The organism is Gibbsiella greigii (genome assembly GCF_039540155.1).
GTDB lineage: Bacteria > Pseudomonadota > Gammaproteobacteria > Enterobacterales > Enterobacteriaceae > Gibbsiella > Gibbsiella quercinecans.
The window spans coordinates 1-14581 of sequence record NZ_BAABEM010000046.1 but is presented as its reverse complement, the minus strand read 5'-3'; the positions used below and the strand labels follow the sequence as shown (position 1 = coordinate 14581).

Below are 14581 nucleotides of genomic sequence, written 5' to 3'. Positions count from 1 at the left end.
GTCGCAGGCCATGCAGACTATCCGTTTTTTACCCGATCGCCTCAATGCCGAACCGGTGGTTTTCCGGGGCTTTACCACTCCGGAGATGGGTCTGGCTGCGTTGGCTGGCGTGGGACTGGGTCTGCTTGTGTCGCTGCCGTTACTTCCGCTTGCCGGCTGGGTCGTTGTCCCCACCGGCATGCTGGTGACGCCTCTCCTCGTTATCTGGTTTGGCGGTAGCCGGCTGACGCGTCTCAAGCGCGGTAAACCGGAGAACTATATCTGGCAGCGTCTCGAGGAGCGCAAACGTCGCATAGGGTGGGGGGATCCCACCCTGATTATCGACAAACAAGGCTGGTCGTTACGACGCAGTCGAGCTGTTAAGAGGTTAAAATGAGCCGTTTCCGACATGCGGTGAAAAACCGCGACCAGCATATTCTCACGTTACGCATTGCCTGCGGTGTGCTGGTCTTTTTCCTTCTGGTGAGCTGTGTCGGCTGGATACGGGCACCTGAAAATCTCACCATCCATAACCCTCCTGATTTGCGTAGCGGTTCTACCCGTGCCTGGTGGGAAATACCACCAAGCACCGTGTACAGCTTCGCCTTTTATATTTTCCAGCAACTCAATGCGTGGCCTAAAAACGGTGACGTGGATTACCCGGCCAAAATTAACACACTGTCCGCTTATCTGACGCCATCGTGCGAAGGGTTTCTGAGGGCGGAAGCAAAAAAACGCAGTGATAACGGTGAGTTAACCGGCAGAACTCGCGTGGTGTTTGAAATTCCGGAGCATGGCTATAACGGACGCTACAACCAGGCTCCGGTTACGGTCAAAGGCCGGGACAACTGGGTTGTGCGTCTTGATCTGGTGGCCGATGAGTCGTTTGCCGGGGAGCCGGTGAAGCGTGCACTGACACGTTATCCGCTGAAAGTCGTTCGCTGGGAAGGCGATCCGGAACGTAATGAGTTCGGTATGGCACTGGATTGTTACGACGGTATTCCTCAGCGCCTGACAGCGGCACCGCAAGAAGCTACGCCGGAGAAGAAAGGAGTGTTCCAATGATGAACGTACGAGTATTGGCGCTTGCCCTGGGGCTTCTACCACTGATGGTAACGTTTACCACACCGACCGCCAAGGCAGACGAGTTGATGAAATGGGAGCGTATTCCTTTGCAAATCCCGCTGGCCGTGGGTAAGGAGCGGGTATTGTTCGTCGATAAAAATGTGCGCGTTGGTTTCCCGCCGGCGCTGAACGATAAGTTACGAGTGCAAAGCAGCGGTGGCGCGGTATATCTGAAAGCCGACAGCGCCTTTCCGCAAACCCGGCTGCAGTTACAGGATGTGGAGAGTGGTGAATTCATTCTCCTTGATGTCACGGCCGCAGAAAATGGCCCCACTGAACCGGTGCGTCTTGTTTACAGCGGTGATGTGACGTCGGTCAGCAGTGATAAGGACAATGCCGTCACCACTGGCGAAGAAAATTCAACTCCCGGCACTGATAACGGTACCCAGACGAAACGCAAAGCGGTGAAATATAACGCCCCGCTTCCGATTGTGCTGACACGCTATGCGGCGCAAAGCCTATACGGCCCTGTGCGAACGGTTGAGGCGGTACCGGGTATTCATCCGGTTAACCCTCACCTGCCAAAACGTATCACCACGCTGTACCCGTCAGCGCCGGTAGCGGTCACGCCACTGGGAGGATGGGGGATCGGCCGTCGCAATGTCGTCGCGCTCAAGGTACAAAACACCGCCAGCCGCAAGATCGTCCTGGATCCACGCAATCTGCAGGGACAGTTTGTGACGGCGACATTCCAGCATCGCTTCCTCGGTCCGGTCGGCACGCCAGAGGACACGACTACGCTGTATCTGGTCACGGCCGGGCGTCCGGACGGCGCTTTTGTTGCAGAACCTAACGTTGTGCGTAAAGCGGTGAAGCAAGGAGGTGAGTATGGCGAGCGTTAAATCCAATATGCTGCCTAAGGTGATTGTGGGTGGGGTGTTGGCGGCTGCGATTGTTGTCGGGCTGAAAAGCTGCGGTGGTAACAAATCACCTGAAAAAAACCCGCACGATCAAAGCGTACTAGCCAATATGTCTCCAGACGAACTGCGTGCGTTAGGTGTTGAGGGGGATACCCCGGAGGATACGCTTCGCACTCTGGTTGGCACGTTGCGTACCACGCGTACTCAGCAAGCGGAACTGCAAAAAAATATCGCTAATGTACTGAAAGAAAATGAGGAATTGCGCAAGCGTAATCAGAACGTTTCGGGTCAGGTGAGCGAGGCGGTTGCCGGGTTCCAGAAACAGGCTCAGCAGCGTCAGCAGCAGCTCCAGCAGGAGCAGCAGACGCTGATGGGTAAAATTCAGAGTCTGACCGATCAGTTGGCCAACAATAAGGATAAGAAGAAAAACGACTCAGATATCCCGTTAGGGCTGGGGTTGGATGGCATGGGAGCCAGTGACGGAAGCGCTGCCTCCGGCCAGGACGGCCTGCTGTGGGTGAACCCAAAAGATCAGAAAGAACCCGATCCACGCAATACCAATAGTGCGAAAGAAGGGCCTCAGTTCCCGACGTCTTTCCTGGCTGACAATGCGTTAACCCGGCAAAAAGCCGCGTATGAGCAGCAAGTAAAAGGCCACCCCCATGAAAAAGGGGAGGAGGAGAACGCTGAGCCGGTATATACCCTGCCGGAGAATGCCACATTGGTGGGTAGCCGCGCGATGACCGCACTGTTGGGGCGGGTGCCAATTAACGGGACGGTCACTGATCCCTACCCCTTTAAGTTGCTCATCGGTAAAGACAACCTGACGGCTAACGGCATTGAATTGCCGGACGTCGAAGGTGCCGTCGTATCAGGCACCGCCAGCGGGGACTGGACGCTCTCATGCGTGCGTGGCCAGGTCAACAGCATTACGTTTGTCTTTGCCGATGGCACGATTCGTACGCTGCCGAAAACCAACGCCAATACCGGCAGCGGTAACAGCAATGGCGGCGGCAACGGCAAGGATGTGAGCACCAATGCCGGCATTGGCTGGATTTCTGATGACAATGGTATCCCGTGTATTAGTGGTGAGCGTAAGTCTAATGCCTCGACCTACCTGCCTACCATTGCGGCGCTTTCTGGCGCCAGTGCTGCCGGTGATGCATTCAGTCAGGGGCAATACACCACCCAAAATAATGTCAACGGCATCACCTCGACCATGACAGGCAGTGCCGGCCAGGCTGTTTTGGGCAAGGCACTGTCCGGCAGTATGAAGGAAACGGCCGACTGGGTACGTGAGCGCTACGGGATGATGTTTGATGCCATTTATGTACCACCAGGCCAGAAGCTGGCTATCCATATCACCCGCCAGTTGGCAATCGACTATGAAGACCAGGGACGCAAGGTCCGCTATGACGACTTCAGTCTTCCAGGCTCCGGCAGTAGTGCGAGCGGGCTTGATTAACAATGGTCGGTGAAAATGTATGCATTGGTTTTGTAAAGAAAACATGAGCATTAGCCTTAGCCGTGCCTGGTGTTGGAGACTTGTCATGTTGTCCTGCAGCACATTTTGGCTGGGCGTGTTACTGCTGCTTTATTGGGTTATGAGAGAGTCATGAATATGCAGAAATTTCAAATCAGAAGCTTCCTCGCGACGATGATGGTCAGCGTGATGATGCTGGCAGGGTGTTCAACGTCAAAAGATGAAATGTTGCCTGCAGGCGACAGCACGATGCTTGAACTGTGGCAGGGAGAAGATGGCGGCGGCTCCTCGCGCAATGCGGTTGCTGCCCGGGATAGCCTACGTCGTCCGCTTACCGAGAGCGAACAACAGGCAACCCTGGCAGACGATCACAGCTACAGCCGTACTCAGGAAAGTGAAATCAGCCAGCAGTTCCCGCGGCTGCCGAATCCCGACTTGGTGATGTACGTGTTCCCGCACCTGGCTGACGGTAACACCCCTGTTCCGGGGTACAGTACGGTGTTCCCCTTCTACAGCCAGGTTCAATACGCGATGCCGGGTGAGCGGACGGAGGCCTACTGATGCGATTTCCTCTGTTTGATAAAAAGCGCCTGATACGAAAAAGTCCGGCACTTCCCGCTGGTGATACGACCGGCCCGCTCACTGCCGCTGAGGAAGGTGTTTCCCTGATCGTCGCTGGGCGAGAGGCGCTGACGCGCCCGGGAAAAATGACGATTGATGATGAAAAGCAGTTGTATCACGCCAATCCCTCCATCATTGATTACCTGCCCTGGGCAGAATTTTTGGATCGCGAGCAATGTATTTTACTGGATGACGGTGTTTCCGTGGGCGCGGTATTTGATGTCACGCCTGTGGCGACAGAAGGGCGTACTGACGACCGACTTGAGCAGATGCGCGACACGATCGAGGATGCGCTGCAGGATTCGTTCGATGAACATGACGAAAACCCTTGGGTGGTACAATTTTTCTGCCAGGATGAAAACAATGTTGAAGCCTATATCGACCACCTCAGAGCCTACGTTAAACCCCATGCGCAGGGCAGTAAATTGTCAGAATCCTGGCTGAAAGAAACCGAGCGTCATCTGCGAGGTATTGCCCGACCAGAGGGGTTGTTTAAGGATACCCTTATCACCGATCAGCCATGGCGTGGCCAGCAGCGTCGCACTCGCATGGTGGTCTATCGCTGGATAGGTAAAAACAACGCTGATCCGATGCCGCCAATAGCGATGCTCGATCAGGCCTGCGAACGCGTCACCGGCGCACTCGCAGGCGCAGGTATTCTCTGTGTGCGGCAGAATGGCTCACAGGTGCATGACTGGTTATTGCGCCACTTTAATCCTAATCCCGAATGGGTGAGCAAAGAAAAACTCTACCGTGAGGCGGCCTATTTTGACCGTCGAGAAACGCCGGATGGCGAGATGCCGGTGATTAACGATTTTGCCGAAACGTTGTGGTTTACCCCGCCCCGCTCCGATCCAGACAACGGCGTGTGGTGGTTTGATAACCAGGCACATTGCGCCATTCCGGTTGAGAAGCTGCGTCGCCCGCCAGAGCCGGGTACGATCACCGGGGAAATGAAACGCGGTGAGAAAAAAATCAATGCACTGATGGATTTGTTCCCGGAAGGGACAATGGTGTGCATGACCATTGTGGTGCAACCGCAGGATACGCTGGAGAACGATTTCAACAAGCTGTCCAAGAATGCTGTCGGCGAAAATACCGAGTCTGGTCGCGTGCGCCAGGATGTGGCGCAGGTGAAAGAATACCTGGGTAATCGCCACAAATTGTACCGAGCCGGCATCACGTTCCTGCTGCGCGCCGGTGACTTGAACGAACTTAATCACAAACGCGTGGAACTGACTAACGTGTTGCTCGGCGCCGGCATGCAGCCCATTCGTCCCGAATTTGACGTGGCGCCTCTCAATACCTATTTGCGGGCGCTGCCGATGTGTTTTACCCCGGAGACGGATAAAAAACACTGGTATACCCGCCTGACTTGGGTACAACACCTGGCCGGTCTGTTGCCGGTAACCGGGCGAGAAACCGGTACCGGTAACCCGGGGATGAGCTTTTTCAACCGTGGCGGCGATACGCTGACGGTCGACCCGTTGAACAAGCACGATCGCAGTCAGAATGCGCACATGCTGTATTTTGGTCCGACCGGCGCAGGGAAATCCGCGACGCTGTGCGCGGTACTGTCTCAGTTGATGGCCATACACCGTCCCCGGTTGTTTATTGCGGAAGCGGGCAACAGTTTTGGCCTGCTGGCAGATTATTATGAAAACCAGGGGCTCACAGTTAACAAAGTGAGCATCAAGCCAGGTAGTGGTGTGTCACTGCCGCCATTCACCTACGCACATAAGTTGGTTGAAGAAACCGCCCTGAATCTGGATGAAAACGATCTGCCGGATCTCGATGCTGATGATGAAGATGAGGACAAGCGTGATTACCTGGGCGAAATGGAAATTTCAGCGCGTATGATGATCACCGGTGGGGATGCGAAGGAAGAGGCTGAACTGAAACGCGCCGATCGCGCTATGATCCGTGAAGCCCTGCTGATGGCGGCTCATCAGACGTATGGAGAGGGGCGTCAAATGTTGCCGACCGACCTGCAGAAAGCGCTGTACGATATCTCCAAAGATGACGGCAACGATGTGCGTAATGCGCAACGGCGGGCAAAAGCCGCCGAAATGGCGGAATCGCTGGGGATGTTCACACAGTCGGGCAGCTTTGAAGCCGAATTGTTCAATCGTGAAGGCAGTCTGTGGCCGGAGGCGGATGTAACGCTGATCGACCTGGGCCACCTGGCGCGTGAAGGCTATGAAGCACAAATGGCGCTGACTATGGTGAGCCTGACCAACACCATCAACAACATTGCCGAACGTGATCAGTACTCGGAGCGGGATATCGTGTTTGCCGTGGATGAAGCGCACATCGTGACTGTGAACCCGCTGCTGGCGCCGTACATGACCAAAATCGTCAAGATGTGGCGCAAGCTCGGCGCCTGGCTGTGGCTGGCCACGCAGAACCTGAAAGACTTCCCGGACATCGCCGAGAAGATGTTGAACATGGCGGAGTGGTGGGTTTGTCTGACGATGCCTCCGGAGGAGGTTAATGACATTGCCCGATTCAAAGCCCTGACCGAAGAACAAAAAGCGGTGCTGCTGTCAGCCAGTAAGTTGTCCGGTTGCTATACCGAAGGGGTGATACTGTCAAAAAAAGTGGAGGCGCTGTTCCGTGCAGTACCGCCTAGCTTGTACCTGGCTCTGGGAATGACTGAAAAGGAAGAAAAAGCTGAGCGTCGCGCGCTGATGCAGAAATTTGGCTGCAGCGAGCTTGAAGCTGCCCGTAAGGTGGCGCAAAAGCTAGACCGTTTGCGTGGGTTGCTGACAGTCGAGGGGGATGAGGCTGCATGATGACACTGAAATACCCCGCCCTCGCGGTTCGTTCGCATAACCTGTATCGGGAGCCGTCTCTGTTTACCCTGCCGCCCCAGGGGGCGGCCAGTATCAGTGAAACCGATGCCCGGACGCTGGATGTATTTTGTCAGGCTATCCGCGATCGGCTGTCGGGGCCGGTCTCGTTGACCGCGCATCCCCATCGGATTGGAAGCCGCACCAGTGTGGCGCTGCATCTGGAAGGTCGCCTCGGGCGGTGCATTGATGTCCTGATAACGGTGACCGGCAATACTCTGTGGCCACAGCCTGAGGAATACAGCCATCCACGCTGGTACATCACCGTCCCGGATGCGGCCGACGTGGTGTACCTACTGCTCCATCTAAATGACCTGTGCGAAAGGTTTCAGGTTAGTTAGCGCGATTCCGCATTGAATCTATTAGTTTTTTCCAAAAAAAAATAGCACATTACTTTCACCGGTCATCTGGCCGGTTTTTTATTGGGTGCATCAACACATTATGGATCCTTTAGTGTTCGTGTGTATTATAAGGGCACACATTTCGACAACTGAACGCAAAAAGGTGTGTATGGACATCTGGACCCCGAACCGTTTCCCTGATTACTTCCTGACGATGGCAAATCTTGAGGCCAGAGCACTTCATAATGTCGCCAGCCAGGTGTCGTTGATTAACATTAAAGATGGCTTGGTACGTATGCGCTTTATGCAGGAGGTTCGTACGTTCATCAACAATCAGTTAAAAACCATTCGCTCAGGTGCGTCAGATACCCAGTGCCAGGAATGTATTCAGAGCCTTAAAATAGAAAGAGAATACCTGACGATTCAAGATCGGATGTTGCGTACGGGCGAAGCCGTTGTTCATGCGTCTATCGAGCTGGTAAAAGGTTACGAACGTGAGATTGGATATCTTATCAATGGCATTGGTATTGTGTTGGGTACAGCCCAGGTTGTGGCTGGTTATGGTCTGATGGCCGGCTCATTTGCAACCGGTAATATCATTGGTGTAGGCGCAGGTTTTATGCTGACGTTGCACGGTATTAATTCTATCGAAGAAAAGGTTTATGCGCTTATGGGCCACGAAAATCATACGGGTTTAATTAAGCAGGGTTATGTCGCCACAGCTGAATTTATGGGATTTGATCCCCGTATTGGTAGGGAAGCTTATACCGGTATGGACATTGCGTTATCTGCATACGGACTGCTTAAGCTCACGCTTAAACCCGATGCATGGCGCTTGTATCGCTATATAGACTCAGACTATACCAATTACTTTCGTACCATCAGCAAAGCTGCGCTGGCGCTAAAAGTTATTAGTAATGGTCCAAAAATCAAGTTGATATATGATATCCGTACGGGAGCAGTTCCCCAAGAGGATACTAAATAGCTGCGCGGAAAATCGCTCTAATGATTATTGTTGAGATATCGATAAGCTTTTGTTGCCAGTTTCATCGGCGTTATGAAATACACGGCCGCGAATACAATAATTGAAGCAATCCCCATACCTATACCATGCTCAGAGGGTGAAGTGATAACCGCAATTAAGAAAAGTACCAGCATAACAACAATCATGGACATGCCAGCAAAGAACCGCTTACGCAAATCGCGAAGCAGATCCAGATAGGTTTCATTCTCTTTTTCTGTAATTTCGCGTAACCGTGTGATTTCCTTATCCGAGAAACCGTTTCTGGCTAATTTTTTTTCGACAACTTCATTGTCCATTCGAGTCTCCAGTACCCATAAGCCTTGCAGGATTTATGATAGCAGTTGTCGGTGAAATTTTCACAATCCAATAAAGACTTCTTTGCTGCCTTATTGAGCTCCCCGTAGCACCCTGTATGGATTCTATCCATGCAGGAGTGCAGGCCATGAAAATCAGCACGTTACTAACATTGTTCCCACTGCTGATGCCGGCATCGGTGCTTGCCGGCACAGTGCTCTATACCGATTCCCTCCATCCCCCGACGAATAGTGATGCGTCAGTCTCCGTCATTTATCTTGACGGGCCAGACCAACTGCAGACACAGATTTTCGGTGAACTTTCTTCCAGTCCTGAACTTGCCGAGCAGCAAGCGAAGGCGGTACTTCAATCCCCGCAATGGCAAGCTCAGGAACAGCAACTAGCGACGGTTTACCGTGCCGTGGTTCGTGCCTGGGAACTGGGCGTTAAAAAAGTCCCAGCGGTGGTGTTTGATGATCAGGACGTGGTGTATGGCACGGCCGATATTGCACGCGCCAGGGCGCTGCGCATCCAGGCTCAGGGAGGGCAGTGATATGCAACTTACTCATCTCCATTTGATCCCCGGGCAATGGCCAAATCAACCACGTCTTAATCTCAAGTCTCTCAGTGTGGCTATCATGCTGTCCGCAGCCAGCGTGCCTGCCGTTAATGCTTCGCTTAACAGCGCCCAGATTATTGCCAGCGCTGTCTCTCAGTCCTGTATCAGTTGGCGCGTGTCCGGCATCTGCTACTGGCTGTTTTGTACACCATTCGGCTGTTCGGTGCGAACCTCCGTCAAAGTCACCCACTTTATTCCGGAAGCGGTTATCTCATCTTACAACGTCCCAGGCGGTAACCCATGGCAGGAAATGGCCTTTGTCAGTCAGGCCGCCGGCGGACTGGAGAACACGATCACCAGTGCGCTGAGTGGCCTGTCTGCCGGTGGCGGCAACAACGAACAGAAAACGCCAGGACAGCGTAAAACCAACCTGCATTTTAAATATGCCGATGCCATTGGCCATCCGGCGACGTCGTTGATTGGCGGCAGTATCCCTGGCTATTCGTGCAACAGTGCGGCGACGCCGTTCGTTCCCTATTTTCTCAGCACGCTGGATAGCCTGGTATGGCGTACCGGCATGCCGGAGTCACTGTATCCGGAAGCCTTGGTCCCCGGGCAACGCGAGGTCGGCAGTCAGGCTGCCGGCAACATGTGGGGAAACGTCTATCCCCGATCGGGGTTCGTCACGCAGGTTGATGATGACAGGGCCGGTGCTCTGGTGGCGCAGCGGGTGGCGGACATTATCACCCGTTCGGGACAACCCCATGTTTACCAGCCACTGGTTGGTCAACATTCTGCAGGCTATTGGCCACCGGATGCTGTCCAGGAAAACACCGGCACTCAAAACCACAAATGGCAGCGCCTTTCCCCGCAGCTTAGCCAGTCCTGTGCCGTATTCCCCGACGGTGACCACACCCCAGCGACGGATGCCAATGCCGCTTTTGCCCTATGGCAACCCTACAGTTGCTGCCGAAGGCGCGGCCAGACGTTCCTGTACAGCACAAATTTTTGATGAGGTAACGAATAATGCAAAAAAAAGAAAAAAATCAGGTCGTTGCGAGACAGCGAAGCGCCTTGTCCCTGTGGATGGCCGGGAGCTTACTCGTGGCTGGCGCCTCGGCCAGTACGGGCGTATTGGCTGATGATAATGACACGTTATTTGGGGTGTCATTACCCCAGATAAATGAAAGCAATATGGGCTATGGACTGAACTCCAGCGGAGCCGTATCGGATAAATTGTTCTACTCCCTGGGCGGCGGATCGGTGATTTCGCAGCCAGCGACGCGTAGCAATATGCAGCGCCTCGGCATGAATCTGGGCTGGAGCTCGGATCTGATGTGCGGGAATTTTGACCTGAAAACCACGATCGGCAACCAGCTCAACGGCGTTACCGCTGGCTTCAAAAATCTGATGAGTGAGGTTATCCAGGGAGCGACTGGTGCGGTAGCCAGCCTGCCGGCGATGGTCATCCAACGAGCCAACCCGGGCTTGTATGAAATGCTCACCAATGGGGTGCTGCAGGGTGGCATCGCTTTCGATAAGGCTCAGTTGAACTGCCAGAACCTCTCCAAGCGAATGATGGACATGGCCGATACCGGCAGTTGGAGCCAGGCGGCTGCGATGGAGGAAGCCAAGAGCCTGGTCAACAGCGGCGATGCGGATGCGGTGCGTTCAATGAACGCCACTGAAAAGGTTACGGGGGAATCCGGCCAAACCTGGATCGGTGGTCAGAAGCGCGGTGGAGCCGGGCAGCCGTCCATTAAACCGACGCATGACCTGGCCGCTGCAGGCTATAACATGATGAATGGGCAAGATGTAAGGAGTACCGCCAGCGTCACGGGCAGCAACTGTACCGGTGGCGCCTGTGCCAAATATGCCAACAGCGAAGAAGCTGCCGCTGCGGTCGTGAAGGTGCTGGGAGACGCGTCGCTGCGGACTTGCAAAGACGCCAACCAATGTACCAGTGGTGACAGTTCAGAGCAGCCGGGCAGCACCGTGGCCGGAACCGGCTTTGCGCCAATGCTGGAAGAAGCCACCAAAACCAATAATGAACTGTTGGCCAAACTGGTCAACGGGACAGAAAAGCCCAACGCGACCAACCTGACTGCATTAAAAACCGGGAGTCTGGCGGTAACTGCCGGCGTTATTAAGGCGCTGCAGCGAGATCCAGATAATGCGGCATTAGTGGGCCGTCTGGCCAGCGAACTGGCGATGGCAGACACTATCGAAACTGCATTCATTATGCGCCGCATGATCACCACCGGGATGTCGGAGCCGAACGCATCTGCATTGAAAACCGCTATGGATGAAGGTGGGCGTCGAATCGAGGCGCTGGACAGGGAAATTGCCGCCTTGAAAAACGAGATGGAAATGAAACGTGAGATCTCCCGTAACGCGGTGTTGACCATCATTGAGCGTGAGAACAACCGTGTCGAAACCAACCCTCAGCGCCAGTCAACCGACAGCCCGGATACCAAATTCAACCAGTTGTCCGTGCCAGAAAGCGACCAGTAATCAGGGGAAATACATTGATGACCGTAACAGAGAAAAAGGGGTTGTCACCCCGCCGCGATAAACTCAGGCATCGGGCAAAGCGTATTCTGCAACTGCTGGGCACACTTGTGGCCATGATGGCGATTGCATTGGTGGTAGCGCACTGGGGCGTCAATCACCCCAACGATAGCACCGCATTGCGCGAGTGGATGCAGAGGACCCGTTACAGCTGGCTGGCTTGGCGTCTGGCGCTTTACGCAGCCCTGGTCTGGGGATTTTGGAAGGTATGGCATGCGCCGGGCTGCAAGCCGGCGTACAAGGGGCCATTGAAACGTATGGCTCTGGCCTGCACGGTGTTTGCGCTGGTCTGTGAATACACCATTTTCGGTGGAGGGCTGCCGTTATGATGACCAACAGCTACCTGGAATACTTCCTGACGTTGCTCGGCTGGCTGGTTAATAACGGCCTGTGGGAGTTGCTGGTCAGCACTGGATTGTTCGTGCTGCCACTACTGTTTAGAGTTATCGGTATCTGGCTGAAAGTGCGGGAAGAAGGTGATGACGAAGGTAATAAAGGGATGCTTTCGCTGCCGCGCATCGAGAATCTGCTTTACGGTGCTTTCTTTGTAATGATCGCCTGCTGCCTGCCGCTGATCAACGTCAGCCTGGACACCATCAAATATGACAGTAGTCGGGCATCGACATGTGGCACCTGGACACCGAAAAAACCGGATGAAACCGGGTATGCCAATATTATATCGAGCATGAATGGTCAGACGGCAAAGGTACCCGTGTGGTGGGTATTGGTTCACAAGCTCTCCAAGGGGATCACTCAGGCGGCGGTGGCCAGCATTCCGTGCCGACCGGATTTGCGGCAGGTGCGTTTCGAGGTCCAGCATAGCCGGGTGAATAATCCGGCGCTGGCAAAAGAGCTGCAGGATTTTACAAATGACTGTTACGCGCTGGCGCTCTATACCTGGCAGAACCGTGACCAGGGGCAGACGACAGATAAAACCACGTTACGGGATATTGAATGGCTGGGCTCCAGCACGTTCCTGAATGGAGGCTATTACGCTACTCTGCAGTCAAAAACACCGCGGGCAAGTTTTCCCTGGAACGACTCTCGGGACAACGGCCGGCCAAACACCGGCCGTGGCGGATATCCGACGTGCAGCGAATGGTGGGCAACGGCCGATACTGGCCTTCAAGCCCGTGTATTGGCGCAGGTCGATTCGGGCGTTTTGTTGCGCATGTCCGCAGCCCTGAAGATGATGGGGCAAAGCGACGCGGACTATAAGGAAGCGGTGGTGCGTCGTCTGGTCAGTCCGGATAACCTGACGGTTTCCCAGGGCGGGCGTGCCTATGCCGGTTATGGCGGCAATGCGGACTTTACGCTAGACAACTCCGTCAACCGTATCGCATCGCTGGGCGGCACCGCCCTGGGCAGCCTGGCGGCGTTCCCCGCCTTTGATGCGATGCGTCAGGCACTGCCGATGGTGCAGGCGGTGTTATTGATGGCCATCTATGTGATGATCCCCTTAATCCTGGCGTTTGCGGCGTACGAGTACAAAACCGTGATTACCGTGACGTTTGTGGTGTTTGCGCTGAACTTTCTGACGTTCTGGTGGGAGCTGGCGCGGTGGCTGGACAGTTGGTTGCTGGAGGCGCTTTACAGCTCCGATACCCACAGCCGCTGGAACGTGGCCGGGTTCCAGAACAGCGCCGATGATCTGATCATGAATCTGGTGATGGGAACTATGTTTATCGTACTGCCGATGGTTTGGCTTGCTGCTTTCTCATGGGCCGGTGTGCGTATTGGGGAAATGGCGCGTATGGTTTCTGATGGAGTTTCTAAACCTCAGCAGACTGGCGGGCTTGTCGGCGATGCTGCAGCGTCAAAACTTTCCTCAGGTGGAAAATAGTCAAGAGCCTGTTGAACCATCAGATCCGTTAGACCCATTAGAGCCATAATTAAAATTATGGCTCTTTTCTTCCCAATTTGTGACTTTTACATTCGCAGTAGGCTTTATTGCTTCGATTACTGAAGGAAGCAGTAAGAACGCCCATATCAATATCGCTATTCCAACGAAAAGTAACCCGCCGGCTAAGCAAGTCACGATAGAAATGGCAAGCAGGAAAACAACGGGGATATGCCCAACCCATGATGGGATATGCTTCTTGTTTACCAGAGCTACACAGCGCCGATCCCAGTACAAAACTTTGTTCCAAAGCCTCGCAAGGCGGACTCCTCGCTGGTAAGCGTGCTGCTGTTTTGTCTGGTTCATAGCACCCTCCATGGGTCACTGATGCTAATCCATTATAGCTTAAATAACAATCAATTGCTATTAATCAAGTTCTACTGGCCCTGGAGCCCCCTCTGTCAGGATAGATGTCACCCCCATCAAAAACTCTAATGGGGCGGTGGGGAAACACCATGAAACGCATTTCGCCCGAACGAAAATCAGCGGCACTGGCTAAATTACTGCCACCTTACAACATGACCGTCACGGCAGTTGCTCAACTGGAAGGAATATCGGAAGCTACCCTCTATAACTGGCGTAATCAGGCAAAAGCAGAGGGGAAACCGGTGCCCGGCGCAGACAAAACCACAGAACAATGGCCAGCGGAAGCCCGTCTGGCCGTGATTATTGAAACCGCCACGTTCACTGAAACGGAACTCGCGCAATATTGCCGTAAAAAGGGTCTCTACCCTGAGCAGATAAGTCAGTGGAAACAGGGATTTTTACAGGTGACTGCGCCTGATGATAAGGCTTCCCTGAAGCAGAGTCAGAAACGGATTAAACAACTGGAAAAAGAGCTGGTCCGTAAGGAAAAATCTATGGTCACCCCCATTTTTGCAACACTGATTTTTGATTAATGATGGGCTTGCTTAAATCTATCCGGCGTCACTATGGGCAATGATGCCCGCGCCACGATGAGTTCCGCGCCTG

General features: G+C 54.0%; 16 protein-coding genes and 1 pseudogene. 15 read left to right on the top strand and 2 right to left on the bottom strand.

All coding sequences use genetic code 11. The features are described 5' to 3' along the window. Positions 1 to 10: 10 nt before the first annotated feature. The 8 genes from AC559G_RS19530 to AC559G_RS19495 all read left to right on the top strand — a co-directional run bounded on the left by AC559G_RS19530 (position 11) and on the right by AC559G_RS19495 (position 8246). Positions 11 to 376, top strand: a complete 366-nt coding sequence (locus tag AC559G_RS19530) for a TIGR03750 family conjugal transfer protein (RefSeq protein ID WP_498914071.1) — start codon at positions 11 to 13, stop codon at positions 374 to 376. Further along, positions 373 to 1044 carry a TIGR03746 family integrating conjugative element protein gene (locus AC559G_RS19525; protein ID WP_498914070.1) on the top strand — a complete coding sequence of 224 codons (672 nt, stop codon included), beginning with the start codon at positions 373 to 375 and terminating at the stop codon, positions 1042 to 1044. The genes AC559G_RS19530 and AC559G_RS19525 overlap by 4 nt, the downstream gene beginning before the upstream one ends. Next, positions 1041 to 1946 (top strand): TIGR03749 family integrating conjugative element protein, encoded by a 906-nt coding sequence (locus tag AC559G_RS19520; RefSeq protein WP_498914069.1) that lies wholly within the window; start codon positions 1041 to 1043, stop codon positions 1944 to 1946. Before AC559G_RS19525 ends, AC559G_RS19520 begins: the two co-directional genes overlap by 4 nt. Next, positions 1933 to 3429 carry a TIGR03752 family integrating conjugative element protein gene (locus AC559G_RS19515; protein ID WP_498914068.1) on the top strand — a complete coding sequence of 499 codons (1497 nt, stop codon included), beginning with the start codon at positions 1933 to 1935 and terminating at the stop codon, positions 3427 to 3429. The genes AC559G_RS19520 and AC559G_RS19515 overlap by 14 nt, the downstream gene beginning before the upstream one ends. Before the next feature lie 156 nt (positions 3430 to 3585). Then, a complete protein-coding gene (locus AC559G_RS19510; protein WP_498914178.1) occupies positions 3586 to 4008 on the top strand; it encodes a TIGR03751 family conjugal transfer lipoprotein in 423 nt (140 codons plus the stop codon). Next, positions 4008 to 6863, top strand: coding sequence for a conjugative transfer ATPase (locus tag AC559G_RS19505; RefSeq protein WP_498914066.1), 2856 nt, complete (start codon positions 4008 to 4010; stop codon positions 6861 to 6863). Before AC559G_RS19510 ends, AC559G_RS19505 begins: the two co-directional genes overlap by 1 nt. Next, on the top strand, positions 6860 to 7261 hold the full coding sequence (locus AC559G_RS19500; protein WP_498914064.1) for an acetyltransferase: 402 nt from the start codon (positions 6860 to 6862) through the stop codon (positions 7259 to 7261). Before AC559G_RS19505 ends, AC559G_RS19500 begins: the two co-directional genes overlap by 4 nt. A 169-nt stretch (positions 7262 to 7430) precedes the next feature. Next, on the top strand, positions 7431 to 8246 hold the full coding sequence (locus AC559G_RS19495) for a DUF4225 domain-containing protein (RefSeq protein WP_498914062.1): 816 nt from the start codon (positions 7431 to 7433) through the stop codon (positions 8244 to 8246). Between the two features lie 17 nt (positions 8247 to 8263). Here AC559G_RS19495 and AC559G_RS19490 read toward each other — a convergent pair whose 3' ends face one another. Then, a complete protein-coding gene (locus AC559G_RS19490; RefSeq protein WP_498914060.1) occupies positions 8264 to 8581 on the bottom strand; it encodes a hypothetical protein in 318 nt (105 codons plus the stop codon). Between the two features lie 146 nt (positions 8582 to 8727). Between AC559G_RS19490 and AC559G_RS19485 the strand changes: the two genes are divergently transcribed. From AC559G_RS19485 to AC559G_RS19465, 5 genes are all read left to right on the top strand, one after another. Continuing rightward, a complete protein-coding gene (locus AC559G_RS19485) occupies positions 8728 to 9132 on the top strand; it encodes a TIGR03757 family integrating conjugative element protein (protein WP_462615035.1) in 405 nt (134 codons plus the stop codon). Positions 9133 to 9217: 85 nt separating this feature from the next. Further along, positions 9218 to 10150, top strand: a complete 933-nt coding sequence (locus tag AC559G_RS19480) for a TIGR03756 family integrating conjugative element protein (RefSeq protein WP_498914176.1) — start codon at positions 9218 to 9220, stop codon at positions 10148 to 10150. A gap of 14 nt (positions 10151 to 10164) precedes the next feature. Beyond that, the gene (locus AC559G_RS19475; protein WP_498914058.1) at positions 10165 to 11652 is read left to right on the top strand and encodes an integrating conjugative element protein; all 1488 of its coding nucleotides are present in this window, start codon (positions 10165 to 10167) and stop codon (positions 11650 to 11652) included. 17 nt (positions 11653 to 11669) lie between these two features. Further along, positions 11670 to 12038: a hypothetical protein gene (locus AC559G_RS19470; RefSeq protein ID WP_498914056.1), complete on the top strand. Its 369-nt coding sequence runs from the start codon at positions 11670 to 11672 to the stop codon at positions 12036 to 12038. Further along, positions 12035 to 13552: a conjugal transfer protein TraG N-terminal domain-containing protein gene (locus tag AC559G_RS19465; protein ID WP_498914054.1), complete on the top strand. Its 1518-nt coding sequence runs from the start codon at positions 12035 to 12037 to the stop codon at positions 13550 to 13552. The genes AC559G_RS19470 and AC559G_RS19465 overlap by 4 nt, the downstream gene beginning before the upstream one ends. On the opposite strand, the gene AC559G_RS19460 is transcribed toward AC559G_RS19465, so the two are convergent. Next, positions 13553 to 13915: a hypothetical protein gene (locus AC559G_RS19460; protein WP_498914052.1), complete on the bottom strand. Its 363-nt coding sequence runs from the start codon at positions 13913 to 13915 to the stop codon at positions 13553 to 13555. A 149-nt stretch (positions 13916 to 14064) separates the two neighbouring features. Between AC559G_RS19460 and AC559G_RS19455 the strand changes: the two are divergent. Both AC559G_RS19455 and AC559G_RS19450 read left to right on the top strand, forming a co-directional pair. Then, positions 14065 to 14364 (top strand): annotated as a pseudogene (locus AC559G_RS19455) (transposase); the annotation flags it as partial. 15 nt (positions 14365 to 14379) lie between these two features. Then, positions 14380 to 14508 carry a hypothetical protein gene (locus AC559G_RS19450; protein WP_498914174.1) on the top strand — a complete coding sequence of 43 codons (129 nt, stop codon included), beginning with the start codon at positions 14380 to 14382 and terminating at the stop codon, positions 14506 to 14508. Positions 14509 to 14581: the final 73 nt, after the last annotated feature.

What these genes read in the sequence shown, in the direction of transcription:
- AC559G_RS19485 (WP_462615035.1), top strand. Translation starts at nt 8,728, where the DNA reads ATGAAAATCAGCACGTTACTAACATTGTTCCCACTGCTGATGCCGGCA.
- AC559G_RS19470 (WP_498914056.1), top strand. Translation starts at nt 11,670, where the DNA reads ATGACCGTAACAGAGAAAAAGGGGTTGTCACCCCGCCGCGATAAACTC.
- AC559G_RS19465 (WP_498914054.1), top strand. Translation starts at nt 12,035, where the DNA reads ATGATGACCAACAGCTACCTGGAATACTTCCTGACGTTGCTCGGCTGG.
- AC559G_RS19495 (WP_498914062.1), top strand. Translation starts at nt 7,431, where the DNA reads ATGGACATCTGGACCCCGAACCGTTTCCCTGATTACTTCCTGACGATG.
- AC559G_RS19480 (WP_498914176.1), top strand. Translation starts at nt 9,218, where the DNA reads ATGCTGTCCGCAGCCAGCGTGCCTGCCGTTAATGCTTCGCTTAACAGC.
- AC559G_RS19525 (WP_498914070.1), top strand. Translation starts at nt 373, where the DNA reads ATGAGCCGTTTCCGACATGCGGTGAAAAACCGCGACCAGCATATTCTC.
- AC559G_RS19505 (WP_498914066.1), top strand. Translation starts at nt 4,008, where the DNA reads ATGCGATTTCCTCTGTTTGATAAAAAGCGCCTGATACGAAAAAGTCCG.
- AC559G_RS19515 (WP_498914068.1), top strand. Translation starts at nt 1,933, where the DNA reads ATGGCGAGCGTTAAATCCAATATGCTGCCTAAGGTGATTGTGGGTGGG.
- AC559G_RS19520 (WP_498914069.1), top strand. Translation starts at nt 1,041, where the DNA reads ATGATGAACGTACGAGTATTGGCGCTTGCCCTGGGGCTTCTACCACTG.
- AC559G_RS19500 (WP_498914064.1), top strand. Translation starts at nt 6,860, where the DNA reads ATGATGACACTGAAATACCCCGCCCTCGCGGTTCGTTCGCATAACCTG.
- AC559G_RS19475 (WP_498914058.1), top strand. Translation starts at nt 10,165, where the DNA reads ATGCAAAAAAAAGAAAAAAATCAGGTCGTTGCGAGACAGCGAAGCGCC.
- AC559G_RS19530 (WP_498914071.1), top strand. Translation starts at nt 11, where the DNA reads ATGCAGACTATCCGTTTTTTACCCGATCGCCTCAATGCCGAACCGGTG.
- AC559G_RS19510 (WP_498914178.1), top strand. Translation starts at nt 3,586, where the DNA reads ATGCAGAAATTTCAAATCAGAAGCTTCCTCGCGACGATGATGGTCAGC.
- AC559G_RS19490 (WP_498914060.1), bottom strand. Translation starts at nt 8,581, where the DNA reads ATGGACAATGAAGTTGTCGAAAAAAAATTAGCCAGAAACGGTTTCTCG.
- AC559G_RS19460 (WP_498914052.1), bottom strand. Translation starts at nt 13,915, where the DNA reads ATGAACCAGACAAAACAGCAGCACGCTTACCAGCGAGGAGTCCGCCTT.